Consider the following 19,661-nt stretch of genomic DNA (forward strand, 5'->3'; position numbering starts at 1 on the left):
AGGCGCATATCACTGCGGGTTGGCACGGATGCTGGAAAGCAACGATTTCAGGTTGGCAGCCTTGGGCTTGACCAGCCAGAAACGACGCAGGTAATCATCGAGGTTTTCGGCGAGGTTGCGACCCCATTCACTGCCGGTCTCCTCGACATACTCGTCCAGCACGTGCTGCAAGTGGTTCCGGTAGGATTCCATGGCTTCACCGCTGATCCGCTGGATCTCGACCAACTCGTGGTTGACCTTGTCGACGAAGGTGTTGTCCTGGTCGAGCACGTAGGCGAAACCGCCGGTCATGCCCGAACCGAAGTTGTAACCGGTCTTGCCCAGTACCGCGACAAAGCCCCCGGTCATGTACTCGCAGCAGTGATCGCCAGTGCCTTCCACCACGGTGTGGGCACCGGAGTTACGCACGGCGAAGCGCTCACCGGCAGTACCCGCGGCAAACAGCTTGCCACCCGTGGCGCCGTACAAGCAGGTGTTGCCGATGATGGCACTGTCCTGGGTCTTGTACACGCTACCGGCTGGCGGGACGATAACCAGCTTGCCGCCGGTCATGCCTTTGCCCACGTAGTCGTTGGCATCGCCTTCCAGATACATGTGCAGGCCACCGGCGTTCCACACACCGAAACTCTGGCCCGCAGTGCCCTTGAAGCGGAAGGTGATCGGCGCTTTCGCCATGCCCTGGTTGCCGTGCTTGCGCGCGATTTCACCGGAGATGCGAGCACCGATGGAACGGTCGCAGTTGCAGATATCCAGGGCGAATTCGCCACCGCTGGCATCGCTGATCGAGGAGCCGGCCATTTCGACCATTTTCTCGGCCAGCAGGCCTTTGTCGAACGGCGGGTTGCGGTCCACTTGGCAGAATTGTGGCTTGTCTGCGGGGATGTGATCGCTGCCCAACAGCGGTGTCAGGTCCAAATGCTGTTGCTTGGCGGTCTGGCCTTCGAGGATGTCCAACAGGTCGGTGCGACCGATCAGCTCTTCCAGCGAACGCACGCCCAGCTTGGCCAGCCACTCACGGGTTTCTTCGGCGACGTAGGTGAAGAAATTCACCACCATGTCGACGGTGCCGATGTAGTGGTCCTTGCGCAGTTTTTCGTTCTGAGTCGCCACGCCAGTAGCGCAGTTGTTCAGGTGGCAGATGCGCAGGTATTTGCAGCCCAGCGCGATCATGGGCGCAGTGCCGAAGCCGAAACTCTCGGCGCCGAGGATCGCGGCCTTGATCACGTCGAGGCCGGTTTTCAGGCCACCGTCGGTCTGTACCCGCACCTTGCCGCGCAGGTCGTTGCCGCGCAGGGTCTGGTGGGTTTCGGCCAGGCCGAGCTCCCACGGCGCACCTGCGTACTTGATCGAGGTCAGCGGCGAAGCGCCGGTGCCGCCGTCGTAGCCGGAGATGGTGATCAGGTCGGCATAGGCCTTGGCGACGCCAGCGGCGATGGTGCCGACGCCCGCTTCTGCGACCAGTTTTACCGAGACCAGGGCCTGCGGGTTGACTTGTTTGAGGTCGAAAATCAGCTGCGACAAATCTTCAATCGAGTAGATGTCGTGGTGCGGCGGCGGCGAGATCAGGGTCACGCCCGGCACTGCATAACGCAGCTTGGCGATCAGGCCGTTGACCTTGCCGCCTGGCAATTGCCCGCCCTCACCCGGCTTGGCGCCTTGGGCAACCTTGATCTGCAGCACTTCGGCGTTGACCAGGTACTCCGGGGTCACACCGAAACGGCCGGTTGCCACCTGCTTGATTTTCGAGCTTTTGAGCGTGCCATAACGCGCCGGGTCTTCGCCGCCTTCGCCGGAGTTGGAACGCGCACCCAGGCGGTTCATGGCTTCGGCCAGGGCTTCGTGAGCCTCAGGCGACAAGGCGCCCAGGGAAATACCGGCGGAGTCGAAGCGCTTGAGGATCGATTCCAGTGGCTCGACTTCGGCGATATCCATCGGCGTGTCCAGGGTCTTCACCTTGAACAGATCGCGGATCATCGACACCGGGCGGTTATCCACCAGGCTCGTGTATTCCTTGAACTTGGCGTAGTCGCCCTGCTGCACGGCGGCTTGCAGGGTACTGACCACGTCCGGGTTGTAGGCGTGGTATTCGCCACCGTGCACGAACTTGAGCAGGCCGCCTTGCTGGATCGGCTTGCGCGCGCTCCAGGCTTCGGCTGCCAGGGCTTTCTGCTCGGCTTCGATATCGACGAAACGTGCGCCCTTGATACGGCTCGGCACGCCACGGAAGCTCAGCTCGCAGACTTCTTCGGACAGGCCGATGGCTTCGAACAATTGCGCACCGCGGTAGGAGGTGACGGTGGAGATGCCCATCTTCGACAGGATCTTCAGCAGGCCCTTGGTGATGCCCTTGCGGTAGTTCTTGAACACCTCGTAGAGGTCGCCCAACACTTCACCGGTACGGATCAGGTCGCCGAGTACTTCATACGCCAGGAACGGGTACACCGCCGAGGCGCCGAAGCCGATCAGCACCGCGAAGTGGTGCGGGTCACGGGCAGTGGCGGTTTCCACCAGAATGTTGGAGTCGCAGCGCAGGCCTTTTTCGGTCAGCCGGTGGTGCACCGCGCCGGTCGCCAGGGACGCGTGGATCGGCAACTTGCCCGGCGCGATATGGCGGTCGGTCAGTACGATCTGAGTGCGGCCGGCGCGCACAGCTTCTTCAGCCTGGTCGGCGACGTTGCGCACAGCGGCTTCAAGGCCGAGGCTCTCGTCGTAGTTCAGGTCGATGATCTGGCGGTCGAAGCCTGGACGCTCCAGGGTCATCAGCGAGCGCCACTTGGCCGGGGAAACGACCGGCGAGCTGAGGATCACACGGGAGGCGTGCTCAGGCGATTCCTGGAAGATATTGCGCTCGGCACCGAGGCACACTTCCAGGGACATCACGATGGCTTCGCGCAGCGGGTCGATCGGTGGGTTGGTCACCTGGGCGAACTGCTGGCGGAAGTAGTCGTACGGCGTGCGCACGCGCTGTGACAGCACAGCCATCGGCGTATCGTCGCCCATGGAGCCTACGGCTTCGTAGCCTTGCTCGCCGAGCGGGCGCAGCACCTGATCACGTTCTTCGAACGTGACCTGATACATCTTCATGTATTGCTTGAGCTGGTCGATGTCGTAGAAAGCCGAACCGTGGTCATTGTCTTCCATGGTCGCCTGGATGCGCAGGGCGTTTTTGCGCAGCCATTGCTTGTACGGGTGACGCGACTTCAGACGGTTGTCGATGGCGTCGGTGTCGAGGATCTGTCCGGTTTCGGTGTCCACGGCCAGGATCTGGCCAGGACCGACACGGCCTTTGGCGATCACGTCTTCAGGCTTGTAGTCCCACACGCCGATTTCCGACGCCAGGGTGATAAAGCCGTTGGTGGTGGTGACCCAGCGCGCCGGGCGCAAGCCGTTACGGTCGAGCAGGCACACCGCGTAGCGGCCGTCGGTCATGACCACGCCGGCCGGGCCGTCCCACGGTTCCATGTGCATCGAGTTGTATTCGTAGAACGCCCGCAGGTCCGGGTCCATGGTCTCGACGTTCTGCCACGCAGGCGGAATGATCATGCGCACGCCACGGAACAGGTCGATGCCACCGGTGACCATCAGCTCAAGCATGTTGTCCATGCTGGAGGAGTCGGAACCCACGCGGTTGACCAGCGGGCCGAGCTCTTCGAGGTCCATCAAATCGTTGGCGAACTTGGTGCGACGGGCCACGGCCCAGTTGCGGTTGCCGGTGATGGTATTGATCTCGCCGTTGTGGGCGAGGAAGCGGAATGGCTGGGCCAGCGGCCATTTCGGCAGGGTGTTGGTGGAGAAGCGCTGGTGGAACACGCAGATCGCGGTTTGCAGGCGCTCGTCGCTCAGGTCTGGATAAAAGGCGGTGAGATCCGCCGGCATCATCAGGCCTTTATAAATGATGGTCTTGTGGGAAAAGCTGCAGATGTAATGGTCAGTGTCGGCGGCGTTGAGCACCGACGAACGACGACGGGACGTGAACAGCTTGATCGCCATGTCCTGGTCGCTCAGGCCGTCACCCGCGATGAACACTTGTTCGATCTGCGGCAGGCGCTCCAGGGCCAGGCGGCCGAGTACGCTGGTGTCGATTGGCACTTTGCGCCAGCCGACCAGTTGCAGGCCGGCAGCAACGATCTCGCGGTTCATGTTCTCGCGAGCGGCTTCGGCTTTTACCGGGTCCTGGTTGAAAAACACCATGCCCACGGCGTACTGCTTGGGCAGGTCGGCCGCAAAATGCTCTTTGGCGACAGCGCGCAGGAACTGGTCGGGCTTTTGAATCAGCAAGCCGCAACCGTCACCGGTCTTGCCGTCGGCGTTGATCCCACCGCGGTGGGTCATGCAGGTCAGGGCCTCGATGGCCGTTTGCAAAAGGGTATGACTGGGCTCGCCCTGCATGTGGGCTATCAGGCCGAAACCGCAGTTATCCTTGAATTCATCGGGTTGGTACAGACCTGCTTTCATAGACACTTTCTCACCAGGCTGCCTCTTACATCGAGGCAAATTTCTTTTCAATTCAACCGGTTACCTTCCACGCCGAACGTACGCCGGCTTAGCGGGGGCAAAAGGGAGGTCATTGTACACACCGACACAGACGCTCACAAATTTAGCGACGAAATGTCGCAAATCTATGTCGCATTTATGAAAGGTTTAAAGCGATATGCTGTGCTAGTCAAAACTTTTTTAATTCTGACCGCTACGACTCAAAAGCTACTGTGGCGCAGACACCACAAAGCGCACGGTCCTTGCGGGGGACTGCACGCCTTGCGATTGTTTTTTGAGGTGCCGGGAGGGCGGCCTGGGTAAGGCCGCCGGATCTTCAGCGAGTTGCTGCCAGTTCTTGTTGAACGCTGGCAACAGTGCGAGGCCAAGGTTTACCAGCCTGAACCTTCGCTGGCAAGGCCTTGATGGCAGAATCGGCTGCGGCGCGGCTTGGGAAGCTGCCGTAGGTGATCACGTAGAGAGGCTTGCCGTTGAGCACTTTCTTGAAATAACGGTACTGGCCGCCCTGCTCCTTGACGAACGCCTGGGCGTTGGCCTCAGAGCTGGTGCCGAGGATCTGCACCACGAAATTGCCGGTAGGCTGGCTGCTGTACCAGCTGCTGCCAGCGGCGCCGGCCTTGGCCACGGTAGCGGCAGGTTTTTCAGCAGGCTTGGCCGCGGGTGCCGGCTTGGCAACTGGTGCTGCGGGCTTGGCAGTCGCTACTGTCGGCGCCGGGGTCGGCTTGGCAACTGGCGCAACCGGTGCGGCAGGCGCTACTGGGGTTGCTGGCGTGCCGGCCGGTACGCCCGCTGGTGGCGCGGTGGTGGTCACGGTCGGCGGCGTGGCGCTGGAGCCTTCCACCGGCACGCCGTCGTCGCCTTCGGAGATGCCACCGGCTTCTTCAGCCAGCGGGCCGCGCATTACAGGCTGGCCGACCATAGGCAGATTGGTTGGTTGGCCGGAGTTGGCGAATTCGACATTTGGCGTGGGCTTGCCCAGTGGCAACTGCGCCTGCTCAGTTGGCGCGCCGGTTGTTGTCGGTGCCTTGTTGCGACCCGGGATCAACCAGGCGGCGGCTACAGCGACCACGACAACGGCGGAAATAGCCAATACGTGCTTCTTAGGCATAGTGAACCCCATCTTTGGACGCTTGACCGCAGAGCGGCTGGCAATCATGGCTTCGATCATTGCATCGCGGGCAACCTGGTTGATGTTTCCAGGCCAGCCATCGGAGCTTTCGTGAATATCAGAGATCTGCGCAGCGGAGAAAAGTTCGATACCGGCCCCTGCACCCTCGAGGCGCTGAGCCAGGTATTCGCGGGTTTCTTCCTCTTCGTACGGCTGCAATTCGATGACGTGGAACAACTCTTGCTCACCGCTGATCTGCTCCAGATCGGCGATCAACGACGACTCGCCAAACAGGAACACATGCGGGCGGCCTTCCGGCGTGCCCGCGGCCAGCGCCAACAGCGCTTCCAGCGCGGATTCGTCAAGCTGCTCGGCGTCGTCGACCAGCAGGTAGACTTCCTGGCCGGTCAGGCCCAGTTGCACCACCTGTTTGAGAATCGCGTTCGGCTCGGCGTTGGATACGTCCAGGGCCTGCGCAACCTGGCGCAGTACACCCGCTGCGTCACCGGCGCCACGGGCCGATACCACCACGCTCTGCACCGATTGCTTGTTGGTGCTGGCGACCAGCGCCTGGCGCAGCAAGGTCTTGCCACTGCCCAACGGTCCCGTGACCACCAGCAGCAACTGGCTGTAGCGCGCCAGATGATGCAGTTGCCCCAATACCGGCTTGCGCTGCGCAGGGAAGAATTTGAAACCAGGTACCCGTGGAGCAAAAGGGTCATGGCTCAAGTGATAATGGCCGAGGAACGCCTCGTCGGCATGCAAACTAGTCATCGGGATCTTATTAACCTTTAAGCTGGGCCAGGGCGCGGTAATCCGCTCCCAGCGTGGCCTGTAAAATCTCTTTCGGATAATCGTCGGTCACCACCGCCTCGCCCATGTGGCGCAGCAGTACCAGTCGCAGTCGACCGTCGATCACTTTCTTGTCTATTGCCATATGTTCGAGAAAATCTGCCTCGGTCATCTCTGTGGGAGGGATGACCGGTAAGCCGGCGCGCTGGAACAGGCGGATACCGCGATCACGCTCCTGGGCGGTGATCCAGCCCAGGCGTTGCGACATCTCCAACGCCATCACCGTGCCAGCCGCTACGGCTTCCCCATGCAGCCACACACCATAGCCCATGTGCGTTTCGATCGCATGGCCGAAGGTGTGGCCCAGGTTCAGGGTAGCGCGCACGCCGGACTCCCGTTCGTCGGCATTGACCACCAGCGCCTTGGCGGCGCAGGAGCGGGAAATCGCTTCGGTCAAGGCCACCTGGTCGAGTGCGCGCAAGGCATCTACATGTTCTTCAAGCCAGCTCAGGAAGGGCTCGTCACAGATCAGCCCGTACTTGATGACTTCCGCCAGGCCCGCCGACAACTCACGCGGTGGCAGTGTGTTGAGGGTAGCGGTGTCGATCAGCACGGCCTGTGGCTGGTAGAACGCACCGACCATGTTCTTGCCCAGCGGGTGATTGATACCGGTTTTGCCGCCCACCGAAGAATCGACCTGGGACAACAGGGTGGTCGGCACCTGGATAAAGTCCACGCCACGCTGGTAGCAGGCTGCAGCAAAACCGGCCATGTCGCCGATCACACCGCCGCCCAGGGCAACCACGGTGGTTCGACGGTCATGGCGCGCAGTCAGCAGGCCATCAAAGATCAGTTGCAGGGTTTCCCAGTTCTTGTGGGCTTCGCCGTCGGGCAACACCACGGAAATCACCGAATACGCCGCAAGGCTGCGGCTCAAACGCTCAAGATACAGGGGCGCAACCGTTTCGTTGGAGATGATCGCCACCTGCCGACCGGCAATATGCGGCGCGAGCAGTTCGGGCTGGTCCAACAGACCTTCGCCAATGTGGATCGGGTAGCTGCGCTCGCCTAGATCGACCTTAAGTGTCTGCATGTTTCCCCGCGTTGAAGATGTATTGACGACCGGCAATGTCGCAATCCGACATCACCTGATGGCTCTACGCCACACCTCACAAGGTTATGGCGCGCCGCCGAGAATAGCGCATTTCGGGCCAGGCTTTAACGGGGTGGCAACCGCTGCAGGCGCTCCAGAATATCGAGCACCACCATCCGAGGGGGTCGCTCATCGGTTTCCACCACCAGATCGGCGATTTCCCGATACAGCGGATCGCGCAGCGCCAGCAGGTCCCGCAGGGTTTTTTCCGGGTTGGCCGTGCGCAGCAACGGGCGATTGCGATCGCGGGCGGTGCGGCCCACCTGCTGCTCGACCGAGGCATGCAAATACACTACCCGACCACCGGCATACAGCGCTCGACGGTTTTCGTCGCGCATGACGGCGCCACCGCCGGTCGCCAATACCACGCCATCGCAGCCACACAGCTCGGCAATCATCGCCTGCTCGCGGTCACGAAAGCCCAGCTCGCCTTCTTTATCGAAGATCCATGGGATATTGGCACCCGTGCGCAATTCAATTTCCTTGTCGGAATCTTTGAACGGCAGGCGCAGCTCTTTGGCCAGCAAACGGCCGATGGTGCTCTTTCCAGCCCCCATCGGCCCTACAAGAATCAAATTTCGCACAGAATCAACGACTCACAGCAATCGCCTGGTTATTCATGATACGCGGAGTCAGGAATACCAGCAGCTCGGATTTTTTCTCCGCCAGCACATCGCGCCGGAAAAGGCGGCCAAGATACGGCACATCGCCCAAAAATGGCACTTTATCTACCACTTTGCTTTGGGTATTGGAGAAAACCCCACCGATGACGATGGTCTCGCCATCCCTGACCAGCACCTTGGCGTTGACCTCGTTTTTCTTGATCGGCGGTACATCATTGAGCCTGTTCAAGTAATCGGGCTCATCCTTGGTGACCTTGACCGCCATGATCACGTGGTCGTCGGGGGTGATTTGCGGCGTGACCTCCAGCGAAAGCGAAGCCTCCTTGAACGACACCGAGGTAGCGCCCTGGGAGGTGGACTCTTGATAGGGAATTTCGGTGCCCTTGAGGATTCGTGCCGTCTCCTTGTCGGACGTGACCACCTTGGGCTGCGAGACGATTTCGCCGTTGCCGGTTTTCTCCATGGCTGTCAGCTCAAGGTCCAGCAGTAGATTGTCGGTGATGTAGGCCACGCCCAGACCCGAGGTGCCGGTCAGCGAACCCAAGTCGACAAACGGGGAGCTGGGCGGGTTTTGCGGCGGTTCGGCGCCGTCTGCCACGGGCTTGGAAATACCTCCGACACTTCCCCTGCCATGACTGAGCCGCCCACCCCAGCGCACGCCCAGGCTTTTGTCGTAGTCGACATTGGCCTCGACAATTCGCGCCTCGATCATCACTTGGCGGACGGGAATATCCAGTTGCGCCACGATACGCCGCAGCTCTTCGAGCCGTTCGCCGGTCTGGTAGGCGATGATGTTGTTGGTGCGATCATCCACCGCCACCGAGCCGCGCTCATCCGTGGCGCCTTCAAAACCTGTGACCGACTGAAACAGCTTGGCCAGGTCCGCCGCCTTGGCATAGTTGACCTGCAGCAGCTCCCGACGCAGCGGTGCCAGTTCCGCCATCTGCTTGCGCGACTCCAGCGCCAGCAGTTCGCGAGCGGCCAACTCATCCGCAGGTGCCACCAGCAACACACCGGCTTTCACGCGCTTATCCAGACCTTTGGTTTGCAGCACCAGATCCAGCGCCTGATCCCAAGGCACATCCTTGAGCCGCAGGGTAATTGAGCCCTGCACTTCATCACTGGTCACCAGGTTGAGCCCGGCGACATCGGCGATTTGCTGCAAGACCGCCCGCAGGTCGATGTCCTGGAAATTCAGGTTCAGCCGGGTGCCTGTATAGCTGACCGACGCTGCACTGTCGGGCGGCGGCAGGTGGATCAGGTCCAGGCGATTGGGCACAGCAGCAGCCATCGGTGCCGTGAACGCTATCCATAGCGCCACACCGAAGGACGAGAAAGTCCTTTTCATTGTTTGATTCCGTTATGAGTTGACGTTCAACACAAGGGTTCGCGGGCGTTCGAGCCAGCCGCCCTGTTCATCGGGAAACCGTTCGACCAAGTGGATAGACCCCTCTTGAATGGCCGTGACCTGGCCATGATCCGGCCCCAGGTAATCACCAATCGTCAGCCGGTGCACCCTGGATCCGGCACGCAGCAGGGCAAAAGCCTGCGCCCCCAACGACAGCGTGCCGACCATTTTGAACTGATCGATGTTCATGCCTTCCAGCAGCCCCCGTGGCCGAGCGAGATCCGGCGCAAGGGCCGGTCGCCCCGGCACGCGAGTTACTTGCAAACCGGGCGGCTGAAACGGGTCGCGCACAAACGATGGGGTGTAGACCAATGGCTGGGCCGGGTCGAACGCTTCGCGGGCCTTGGCGCTTTGCGTGGTACGCCGATAGGTCTTTGCCAGCATGTTCAGACGCAGCAAGGCGCCGTCATGCCCCAGTGCAACATCCTGCACGGTGACGACGCGCGGCAACCCACCCAGGGCGCCGACGAATGCTGCCAAGTCGTGGTAGCCCCCGGTCACGCCGATTTGCATGGGTTGCTCGATATAGAGCTGACGAGGCTCTTCATCCAACACCGTGATGCCCTCGACCCACACTCCATTGGCAACCGCCAATCGGGCGATGTCTTCAAGCAAGGCCGGCACCTCTGACTGGCCGGGCAATTGACGTAGAAGACCTGTGACCTTGCCCTCCATTGCCCTGAACTGATCGGTGCGCGCCTCAAGGCTGGAGGCCAGTTCAGCTTTTTCCGCCAACTGCTGCTGTAGCGTTTGCTCCCGCGCCTCAAACCCATGCAATCGCTCACGTGACGAGCTCAGGTACGCAGCCTCTCCTATCAGCAGCACCAGACCGGCCAGCCCACAGCCAAGCAGGACCTTGCCAGGCAAGGACCATTTAGCAGCGTTGTAGAAGAGCGTGGGGAAATCGAGCCTGGGCAGGCTCATGGTTGCGCCTCGCTGGATTCCCCCTGGCGCACCATCAGTTGAAACTCACTTTCGCCGCGCGCTCCATCAGCCTGCACGCGCTGCAGACGAGTCGAACTGGAGCCCTGGGATGACTGCTTGAGCTGCTGCATCAACCGGGCAATGTCCTGGTTGCTTTCAGCCGTGCCGCGAATGCTGATGGTGTCACCGTTTGCGACCACCTCATGCAGATGGACACCTTCAGGCATTGCACGAGCCAATTGCTCGAACAGTCGGGCGCCGGAAGAGCGGGCGTCGTGCAGGTCCTGCACCACCTTCATGCGTTCGGCCAGTTGCTGGCTTCGTTCCTGCAGGTCGTCGATGGTCCTGATCCGCGAATCCTGGGTAGCCACCTCCTCACCCAAGCGGCTATTGCGGCTCACTTGCCGATCTATCGCCTGGTCGATCACCTGGTCAGCCAGCCACACGGCCGCCAGCGCCAGGCAGGCAAATGCCAGCAATAGCACCATGAAATACCTGCGCTTGCGCTCTGCCAGCGCCTGACGCCAAGGCAAAAGATTGATTCGTGTCATCCAGCGAAACTCCTCAGGGCCAACCCGCAAGCCACTCCCATCCCTTGGGCATCCACGGCCCATTGTGCACCATCGACTCGATGACCCGGCGTGAAGCTGGCAAAATCCTGACGGCAAGCGCGCTCCAATGCAAACCCTTCGACATCGACCACCCGCGGCACCAGCCCCGCCCGGGCTAAAACCGCCACTCGCGCCTGGACCTGCTCGCGCAGACAGGCCGCCAACATGACTTCAACCCACTGCGGCCCTTGGGCCGATGGGCCCTGGACCTGAAAGTCGATCGCCACCTCATCCAATGGATAAGGAATGAACTGGTCGGCTTCCATCTGGATCTTCCAGGCCATTTCTTCGTCGCGCAGGCCCGCATCCATCTCGATCAACCGCGTGATCACCGAAGGGCCCGCCACTGCCACAGCGGCGTGTCGAGCCGAAGTGCGCAGGCAGGATAACGCTTGTTGCAAGGCTCGCCCCACGCCCTCGACGTCCAGCAAGGCGCCATCGACGACCGCATGGGCGGGCAGCGCCTGGGTGGCATAGCCCTGGACACTGAAACCACCCGATGAACGGCTCAGCTCGATCAACTTGATACCGCTGTCATTGATGTCGACACCCAAGACGATGTCGGCTTTTCGCCTGAAAAATCCCTTTCCCATAAAACTCCCCAAAACTTTCCCTGTCATACCGGCTGTCATCTCGCTTGATTGCTGCCAGGCACCCTGCATTCGGTCGGCTTGTTCGAGGCACGCGAATGACGCCCCAAGCTGAAAAATGCTTTAATGCCCAGCGTTTTTTCCCGCTTTTTTATCTGCTGCCCGGGTCGATCCATCGTTTGCCATGCATCCCCGACGCGTAACTCATTCTTTTCTCTGGAAATCCAAAAGCCTTGATTCGTCTGCTGAAGTTTTTCGGGTACTCCATTGTCGCGATCGTCTGCGGGCTGCTGCTCGTACTCAGCGGGGCCTACCTCTACCTTAGTCCGGGTTTGCCCTCCGTAGAGGCCCTCAGAAGTATCCAGTTGCAGATTCCTTTGCGGGTCTACAGCAGCGACGAAAAACTGATCGCGGAGTTCGGCGAAATGCGCCGCACACCGATCCGTTTCGCCGACATTCCACCCAATTTCATCAGTGCATTGCTGTCGGCAGAAGACGACAATTTTGCCAACCACTACGGCGTCGACCCCAGCAGCCTGGTACGTGCGGCCACGCAGTTGGTAAAGAGCGGACACATTCAATCCGGCGGCAGCACCATCACCATGCAGGTGGCGAAGAACTTCTTCCTCACCAGCGAGCGCAGCTTTTCGCGTAAAGCCACCGAGATCCTGCTGGCGCTACAGATTGAACGCCAACTGACCAAGGACGAAATCCTCGAGCTGTACGTCAACAAGATCTACCTGGGCAACCGCGCCTACGGCATTGAGGCCGCCTCCCAGGTCTACTATGGCAAATCGATTCGTGACGCCAGCCTGGCGCAGATGGCCATGATCGCCGGCCTGCCCAAGGCGCCGTCGCGCTTCAACCCGCTGGCCAACCCGGCGCGCAGTAAAGAACGTCGCGACTGGATCCTGGGGCGCATGTACAAGCTGGGCAAGATCGATCAGGCCGCTTATGAAAGCGCCGTGGCCGAGCCGCTGAACGCCAGCTATCACGTGCCGACGCCGGAAGTGAATGCACCGTACATCGCCGAAATGGCCCGCGCCGAAATGGTTGGCCGTTATGGCAGCGATGCCTACACCGAAGGCTTTCGCGTGACCACGACGGTTCCGAGCAACTTGCAGGAAATCGCCAACCACTCCGTACACGAAGGCTTGATCACCTATGATCAACGTCACGGCTACCGCGGCCCCGAGTCGCGCCTGCCGGGCAAGACCCTGAGTGCCTGGACCACCGAACTGGGCAAACAGCGCTCGATCAGCGGCCTGGAGCCGGCCATCGTCACCGAGGTGACCAAAGACGGCATTCAAGTGCTGACCCGCGCCGGTGAAGCCCACGTGGCGTGGGACAGCATGAAATGGGCGCGCCCGTTCCTGAACACCAACAGCATGGGGCCGATGCCCAAGCAGCCGTCCGACGTGGCCAAGGTGGGTGATTTGATCCGCGTGCAACGCCAGAAGGATGACAGCCTCAAGTTCAGCCAGGTGCCGGTCGCCCAAGGCGCCCTGGTATCCCTCGATCCGCAGAACGGCGCAATCCGCGCACTGGTCGGCGGTTTCGCCTTTGAGCAGAGCAACTACAACCGTGCGATACAGGCCAAGCGCCAGCCGGGTTCAAGTTTCAAGCCATTCGTCTACAGCGCCGCACTGGACAACGGCTACACCGCCGCCAGCCTGGTCAACGACGCACCGATCGTGTTTGTCGATGAATACCTGGACAAGGTCTGGCGGCCGAAGAACGACACCAACACCTTCCTCGGCCCGATCCGCATTCGCGAGGCGTTGTACAAGTCTCGCAACCTGGTATCGATCCGCCTGCTGCAGGCCATGGGCGTAGGCAAGACCATCGACTACATGACGCGCTTCGGCTTCGCCAAGTCGGACTTGCCGCCCAACCTGTCCCTGGCGCTGGGTACCGCAACCCTTACGCCGATGGAAATCGCCACTGGCTGGAGCACCTTTGCCAACGGCGGCTACAAGATTGCGCCGTACCTGATCGACAAGATCGAAAGCCGCAATGGCGACACCCTGTTCACCGCCAACCCACCACGGGTGCCCGGTGATGTGGTCAATGGTGTGGCGGCAACCGATGGTCTCGCAGCACCGGGTAACGGCGGCATTACCATCGAGCCCACGCCAGGCACAGCGCCGGCCGCAAACGCTCCCGCAACGACCGAGCCGCAAGCGCCAGCGGTTGCCGAGCGCATCGTGGATGGCCGCACCACCTATATCCTCAACAGCATCCTGCAGGACGTGATCAAGAAGGGCACCGGCCGCCGCGCACTGGCCCTGGGCCGTGCGGATATCGCGGGTAAAACCGGTACCACCAACGAGTCCAAGGATGCCTGGTTCTCCGGCTACAACGGCGACTACGTGACCACGGTATGGACTGGCTACGACCAGCCGGAAAGCCTGGGCCGCCGTGAGTTTGGCGGCACCGTCGCACTGCCGATCTGGATGAGCTACATGGGCGCCGCGCTCAAGGACAAGCCGCTGCACACCCAGCCTGAACCGGAAGGCATCCTGAGCCTGCGCATCGACCCGGTGAGTGGACGTGCGGCGTCGCCGAGTACGCCGAATGCTTACTTCGAGCTGTTCAAGAGCGAGGACACGCCGCCGTCGGTCAACGAGCTGGGCAATGGCGTGGCACCGGGCAGCCCGCTGCCGGCGGATGAAGGCGCGCCGATCGATTTGTTCTGACCCGATCCACGACGCAACATAGATCCAAATGTGGGAGGGGGCTTGCTCCCGATGGCGGACTGTCAGTCAATGAATACGGCGACTGATACACCGCCATCGGGAGCAAGCCCCCTCCCACATTTGACCTCTATAGGCTTCAAGAGAATTGCCATAAAAAAAGCCCCGACTCATTCGAGCCGGGGCTTTTTGTTGGTGCGCTATAACGGCTTAGCCGTTGAACACATCATCCACGCTTTGCAGCGGGTAGTTCTTTGGATACGGCAGGGTTGCTACACCGGTCTCGATCGCGGCCTTGGCCACGGCATCGGAGATCAGGGTGATCAGGCGCTTATCCATTGGTTTTGGAATGATGTACTCACGACCGAATTCCAGCTTGGCACCACCGTAGGCGTCGCACACATCCTGAGGCACCGGCAGCTTGGCCAGTTCACGCAGGGCGTTGGCAGCCGCTACTTTCATTTCTTCGTTGATGCGCTTGGCGCGAACGTCCAGGGCACCACGGAAGATGAACGGGAAGCCCAGTACGTTGTTGACCTGGTTCGGGTAGTCGGAACGGCCGGTAGCCATGATCACGTCGCTACGGGTGGCGTGAGCCAGCTCAGGCGAGATTTCCGGATCCGGGTTGGAGCAGGCGAACACGATCGGGTTCGGCGCCATGGATTTCAGGCCTTCGGCGCTCAGCAGGTTCGGGCCGGACAGGCCGACAAACACGTCGGCACCGTCGAGGGCATCAGCCAGGGTGCGCTTGGAGGACGGGTGGGCAAACATCGCCTTGTACTGGTTCAGGTCGGTACGCTCGGACTGGATCACGCCCTTGCTGTCGACCATGTAGATGTTTTCCAGCTTGGCGCCCATGCTGATGATCAGCTTCATGCAGGAAATGGCCGCAGCACCGGCGCCCAGGCAGACGATCTTCGCCTCACCCAGGGTTTTGCCGGCGATTTCCAGGGCGTTGATCATGCCGGCCGCGGTAACGATCGCGGTGCCGTGCTGGTCATCGTGGAATACCGGGATGTCGCACTGTTCGATCAGGGCCTTTTCGATCTCGAAGCACTCAGGTGCCTTGATGTCTTCCAGGTTGATGCCACCGAAGGTGATGGAAATGCGCTTGACCGTGTCGATGAAAGCCTGCGGGCTCTCGGAATCGACTTCGATGTCGAAAACGTCGATGCCGGCAAAGCGCTTGAACAGCACGCCTTTACCTTCCATGACTGGCTTGGAAGCCAATGGGCCGAGGTTACCCAGGCCAAGGATCGCGGTGCCATCGGAAATCACTGCAACCAGGTTGCCCTTGCCGGTGTACTTGTACGCCAGTTCTGGGTCACGGGCGATTTCACGTACGGGCTCGGCAACACCAGGGCTGTAGGCCAGCGACAGGTCGCGAGCAGTGGCAGTGGCTTTGGTGAGCTCTACACTCAGCTTTCCTGGACGAGGATGGGCATGGTATTCGAGAGCGGCAGTTTTCAAATCAGACATATCGGCATTCCGCTTTTACTGTTGGTCGACGGACCGCCGAGGATACGCGTGTCGCAAAGTCCCTACAAGACTGGGCAGTCACAGGTGTCAAGGGCCCTGGGCTACGACTTTTGGCCAAGAGCCACGGGATACAAGGGCTCAACTGTTCACAATCGAAATAAAAAATGTCTACAATTTTTTATTCAAAGCGTCGATTTCAGCATGCCGGGATCGGTTATTGGCAGGAGCCAGCGTGATTGACCTCTTTTCAAACCCCCACGGCGGGAGCGATCCTGCACCCAGCCGCGCGCTTCAATAGTGCGACCTTGCAGACCGTTGAGCATGGCCGGATCGAACTGACTGATCAGATCGGGGGCAATACGTAATACCAGTGACCCCTGGATTTCAATCCAGATGCCACCGCGATTGCGCTCGATCTTGCTGACTCGGCCAGTTACCAGCGCAAACCCGGAGCGCTTGAGTTGCGCCACCGTTTGCACCGGCGATTGGCGCCACAGCCCCAGGCGCGCCTGGCGGGCGCTGTTTTCCGCCGCCTGCTGGCAGGTGGCGAGGTCTACATTCGGCGCCACCCCCACCTGGAAGCCCAAGCCCTCGGCGAGCAATTGCGCTTCCAGGTTTTCGCCATTGGCGCCGTAGAGGTGGGCCAGGGTGCGGCCGTAATGATCCTTGCCCTCGCGGCCAGGCACCAAACCGACACGCCCATCACTGGCCTGCACCAACGCTTGTAGACGCTGGCGGGCGGCGACGGCAAACGGCTCGTCAGTACGACCCTTCTTGCCGGTTTCCGGCGCATTGAGGCCGATCATCCGCACGCTGCGGCCATCCTTGAGGCGTACGGTGTCGCCGTCCACCACGCGCTGCACTTCTACCCGCGCCACGGAAGCGGGTGCCGGGCAGAATACCGCGGCCTGGGCGGTTACCAGCCAAATCCCGGGCACAAAAAAGGCGCCCGCAAGGGACGCCTTTTTCAACAGCTGGCAAAAGCCCATAAGGCTTTTGAGCCTTACTCTGCTGGAGTAGCAGCAGGCTTCTTGCCGAAAGCACCAAAGCGATCTGCGAAGCGCTGTACACGGCCGCCGGTGTCCAGAGTTTTCTGCTTACCGGTGTAGAACGGGTGGCACTCGTTGCATACGTCAGTACCCAGTGGCTTGCACAGGTTCGAACGAGTTTCGAACTTGTTGCCGCAGCTGCAGGTAACTTCGATGGTTTCGTACGCTGGATGGATATCGGCTTTCATGGCACTTCCTCGGGCTAGCGTGCCGCCACTCGACACTATTGTCGAATACCGCACGTAATTAGGCCGCGGATTCTACCAGACCTTTTTAAACGCGCAAGCGGCGCTACTGACCAAAAACCTCCTTTCATCAGAAAACCATGGCATACCCAAGCCCTCCCCGCTCTGCTAGGCTCGCGCCCCTGCACCACTGCCTGCCTTTATATGAGATGCCCCGCGTGCCCGACGCCATTTTGCGCCTAGCCCTGCCCTCCCCCCTGCGCCGCCTGTTCGATTACCGGGCCCCGGCCGGCGTGCTGCGGACGCAGTTGCAGCCGGGGATGCGCGTGCGTGTGCCGTTTGGGCGCAGGGAAATGATCGGCATTCTGGTGGAGGTCACGGACCACAGCGAGGTCCCGGCGGAAAAGCTCAAGCCGGCCCTGGCCATCCTCGACGCCACACCGCCACTGCCGCCGGCACTGTTCAAGCTGTGCCTGTGGACTGCGCAGTATTACCAGCACAGCTTGGGCGATACCTTGAGCTGGGCGCTGCCGGTGCTGCTGCGCCAGGGCGAACTGGCCGAAGCGCGCCAGGAGCGTTTCTGGTCGATGGTGCCCGGCGCGCGCCTCGACGACCCGCGCATCGCCCGCGCCCCGCGCCAGCGCGAAGCCCTGGCCACATTGGCCCAGCACCCCCATGGCGTGGCCCACCAGTTGTTGAGCAAGCTGATGCTGAGCAAAGACAGCCTCGACCTGCTGCTGGCCAAGGGACTGGTGCAGGTGGAAATCCGCAAGCACGCCCCAGACCCACGCCACGAACATTGGCTGGCCCAGCCGGAGCTGCCGCTGAACCCCGAGCAACGCGCTGCCTATGAGGCGATCCGCGCCGGTTTCGACAGCTTCCACGCCTTCCTTCTGGCCGGCGTCACCGGCAGCGGCAAGACCGAAGTGTATTTGCAACTGATCCGCGAAACCTTGCAGGCCGGCAAGCAGGCACTGGTGCTGATCCCGGAGATCAACCTGGGCCCACAGACCCTGGCGCGTTTCGAGCAGCGCTTCAACGCGCGCATCGCCCTGGTGCACTCGGCGGTCAATGACCGTGAGCGCCTGGAGTCGTGGCTGGCGGCGCGGGACGGCGAGGCAGACATCATCATTGGCACCCGTTCGGCGCTGTTCACCCCAATGAAAAACCCCGGGCTGATCATCATCGACGAGGAGCACGACGGCTCCTATAAACAGCAGGAAGGCCTGCGTTACCACGCCCGCGACCTGGCGCTGGTACGCGCACGTCAGGAAGACATCCCGATTGTGCTGGGTTCGGCCACGCCGTCCCTGGAAAGCCTGCATAACGCCTACACCGGCCGCTATGGCCTGCTACGCATGAACGAGCGCGCCGGCGGCGCCAAACAACCGCGCTTCCTGCGCCTGGACGTGAAAAGCCGCCCGCTGGACAGCGGTATTTCCGGTCCGATGCAACAGGCCATCGGCCAGACCCTCGCCGCGGGCCAGCAAGTATTGGTGTTTCTCAACCGTCGCGGCTTTGCCCCGACACTGCTGTGCCATGACTGCGGCTGGATGTCCGAGTGCGAGCGCTGCGATGCGCGCATGACCGTGCACCAGCGCCACGGCGAATTGCGTTGCCATCACTGCGGTCATGTAGAGCGGGTGCCACGCCATTGCCCGCAGTGCGGCAAGGTCGACCTGCGCCCGGTCGGGGCCGGCACCGAGCGCGCCGAAGAGCGTCTGGGCATTCTGTTCCCGGATTACCCGGTGCTACGGGTCGACCGCGACAGCACGTCGCGCAAAGATGCAATGAACCAGTTGTTTGCCACCATTCAGAAAGGTCAACCGTGCATTCTGATCGGCACGCAGATGCTCGCCAAAGGGCACCACTTCCCACGGGTGACCCTGGTGTCGATCCTGGATGCCGACGGCGGGTTGTTCTCCGGGGATTTCCGCGCCAGCGAACGCATGGCGCAGTTGATCGTGCAGGTGGCAGGGCGCGCCGGACGCGCCGAAGAGCCGGGCAAGGTGATTATCCAGACGCACCTGGCCGACCACCCGCTGCTGATTCAACTGACGGAACAAGGCTATTTTGCCTTCGCCGAGCAGGCCTTGAGTGAACGCCGCGCTGCCGGCTTGCCACCCTTTGCGCACTTGGCGTTGCTGCGTGCCGAAGCCCACAAACCCGGCCAGGCCGAAGGTTTCCTCGATCAAGCCTGCAGCGTTGCTGAACGCTTGCTGGGCGAGTTGGGCCTGACCGGTATCGAACTGCTCGGCCCTGTGCCTGCGCCCATGGAGCGGCGTGCCGGGCGTTATCGGGCTCAGCTACTCTTGCAGGCAACCTCCCGTGCGCCGCTGCATCGACTGCTAAGTAGCTGGATGCTTGAGCTGGAGCAAATGCCCAGCGGCCGGCAGGTGCGATGGTCGTTAGATGTAGACCCGGTAGATTTATATTGAGGGTAATTACGTCATCGCAGGCAAGCCAGCTCCCACATTATGAAATGTGCCCCCCCCTTAAATGTGGGAGCAACTGTCTTGAAGGCTTTTAATTTAAAGGCTAATTGAAAG

13 protein-coding genes are annotated in these 19,661 nt (G+C 61.2%); 2 read left to right on the forward strand and 11 right to left on the reverse strand.

Going from position 1 to position 19,661, the window contains the following annotated elements; genetic code table 11:
* Window positions 1-9 precede the first annotated feature (9 nt).
* The 8 genes from gltB to pilM form a co-directional block, all read right to left on the reverse strand.
* The gene (gene gltB / locus E4P01_RS23335) at window positions 10-4,455 is read right to left on the reverse strand and encodes a glutamate synthase large subunit (RefSeq protein ID WP_032878304.1); all 4,446 of its coding nucleotides are present in this window, start codon (window positions 4,453-4,455) and stop codon (window positions 10-12) included.
* Window positions 4,456-4,810: 355 nt separating this feature from the next.
* Window positions 4,811-6,376 (reverse strand): AAA family ATPase, encoded by a 1,566-nt coding sequence (locus E4P01_RS23340; protein WP_216090628.1) that lies wholly within the window; start codon window positions 6,374-6,376, stop codon window positions 4,811-4,813.
* A 10-nt stretch (window positions 6,377-6,386) separates the two neighbouring features.
* On the reverse strand, window positions 6,387-7,487 hold the full coding sequence (aroB, locus tag E4P01_RS23345) for a 3-dehydroquinate synthase (RefSeq protein ID WP_032878306.1): 1,101 nt from the start codon (window positions 7,485-7,487) through the stop codon (window positions 6,387-6,389).
* 125 nt (window positions 7,488-7,612) lie between these two features.
* The gene (aroK, locus tag E4P01_RS23350; protein ID WP_005784043.1) at window positions 7,613-8,131 is read right to left on the reverse strand and encodes a shikimate kinase AroK; all 519 of its coding nucleotides are present in this window, start codon (window positions 8,129-8,131) and stop codon (window positions 7,613-7,615) included.
* A 4-nt stretch (window positions 8,132-8,135) separates the two neighbouring features.
* A complete protein-coding gene (locus E4P01_RS23355; protein ID WP_078820091.1) occupies window positions 8,136-9,461 on the reverse strand; it encodes a type IV pilus secretin PilQ family protein in 1,326 nt (441 codons plus the stop codon).
* A 69-nt stretch (window positions 9,462-9,530) separates the two neighbouring features.
* On the reverse strand, window positions 9,531-10,502 hold the full coding sequence (locus tag E4P01_RS23360) for a pilus assembly protein PilP (RefSeq protein ID WP_216090627.1): 972 nt from the start codon (window positions 10,500-10,502) through the stop codon (window positions 9,531-9,533).
* Window positions 10,499-11,053 carry a PilN domain-containing protein gene (locus tag E4P01_RS23365; protein ID WP_005784037.1) on the reverse strand — a complete coding sequence of 185 codons (555 nt, stop codon included), beginning with the start codon at window positions 11,051-11,053 and terminating at the stop codon, window positions 10,499-10,501. The genes E4P01_RS23360 and E4P01_RS23365 overlap by 4 nt, the downstream gene beginning before the upstream one ends.
* Window positions 11,050-11,706, reverse strand: coding sequence for a type IV pilus assembly protein PilM (gene pilM, locus E4P01_RS23370; protein ID WP_032881135.1), 657 nt, complete (start codon window positions 11,704-11,706; stop codon window positions 11,050-11,052). Before pilM ends, E4P01_RS23365 begins: the two co-directional genes overlap by 4 nt.
* A gap of 230 nt (window positions 11,707-11,936) precedes the next feature.
* On the opposite strand from pilM, the gene E4P01_RS23375 reads away from it, so the two are divergent.
* Complete coding sequence (locus E4P01_RS23375; RefSeq protein ID WP_032878312.1) at window positions 11,937-14,402, forward strand: penicillin-binding protein 1A; 2,466 nt, start codon at window positions 11,937-11,939, stop codon at window positions 14,400-14,402.
* Between the two features lie 207 nt (window positions 14,403-14,609).
* On the opposite strand, the gene E4P01_RS23380 is transcribed toward E4P01_RS23375, so the two are convergent.
* From E4P01_RS23380 to rpmE, 3 genes are all read right to left on the reverse strand, one after another.
* A complete protein-coding gene (locus E4P01_RS23380; RefSeq protein ID WP_005784034.1) occupies window positions 14,610-15,878 on the reverse strand; it encodes a malic enzyme-like NAD(P)-binding protein in 1,269 nt (422 codons plus the stop codon).
* 182 nt (window positions 15,879-16,060) lie between these two features.
* Complete coding sequence (locus tag E4P01_RS23385) at window positions 16,061-16,867, reverse strand: thermonuclease family protein (RefSeq protein ID WP_216090626.1); 807 nt, start codon at window positions 16,865-16,867, stop codon at window positions 16,061-16,063.
* A 14-nt stretch (window positions 16,868-16,881) separates the two neighbouring features.
* Window positions 16,882-17,115 (reverse strand): 50S ribosomal protein L31, encoded by a 234-nt coding sequence (rpmE, locus tag E4P01_RS23390; protein ID WP_005784030.1) that lies wholly within the window; start codon window positions 17,113-17,115, stop codon window positions 16,882-16,884.
* A 215-nt stretch (window positions 17,116-17,330) separates the two neighbouring features.
* Between rpmE and E4P01_RS23395 the strand changes: the two genes are divergently transcribed.
* Window positions 17,331-19,550, forward strand: a complete 2,220-nt coding sequence (locus tag E4P01_RS23395; RefSeq protein WP_216090625.1) for a primosomal protein N' — start codon at window positions 17,331-17,333, stop codon at window positions 19,548-19,550.
* Window positions 19,551-19,661 lie beyond the last annotated feature (111 nt).

It is taken from the genome of Pseudomonas sp. NCIMB 10586 (assembly GCF_023127895.1).
GTDB lineage: Bacteria > Pseudomonadota > Gammaproteobacteria > Pseudomonadales > Pseudomonadaceae > Aquipseudomonas > Aquipseudomonas synxantha_A.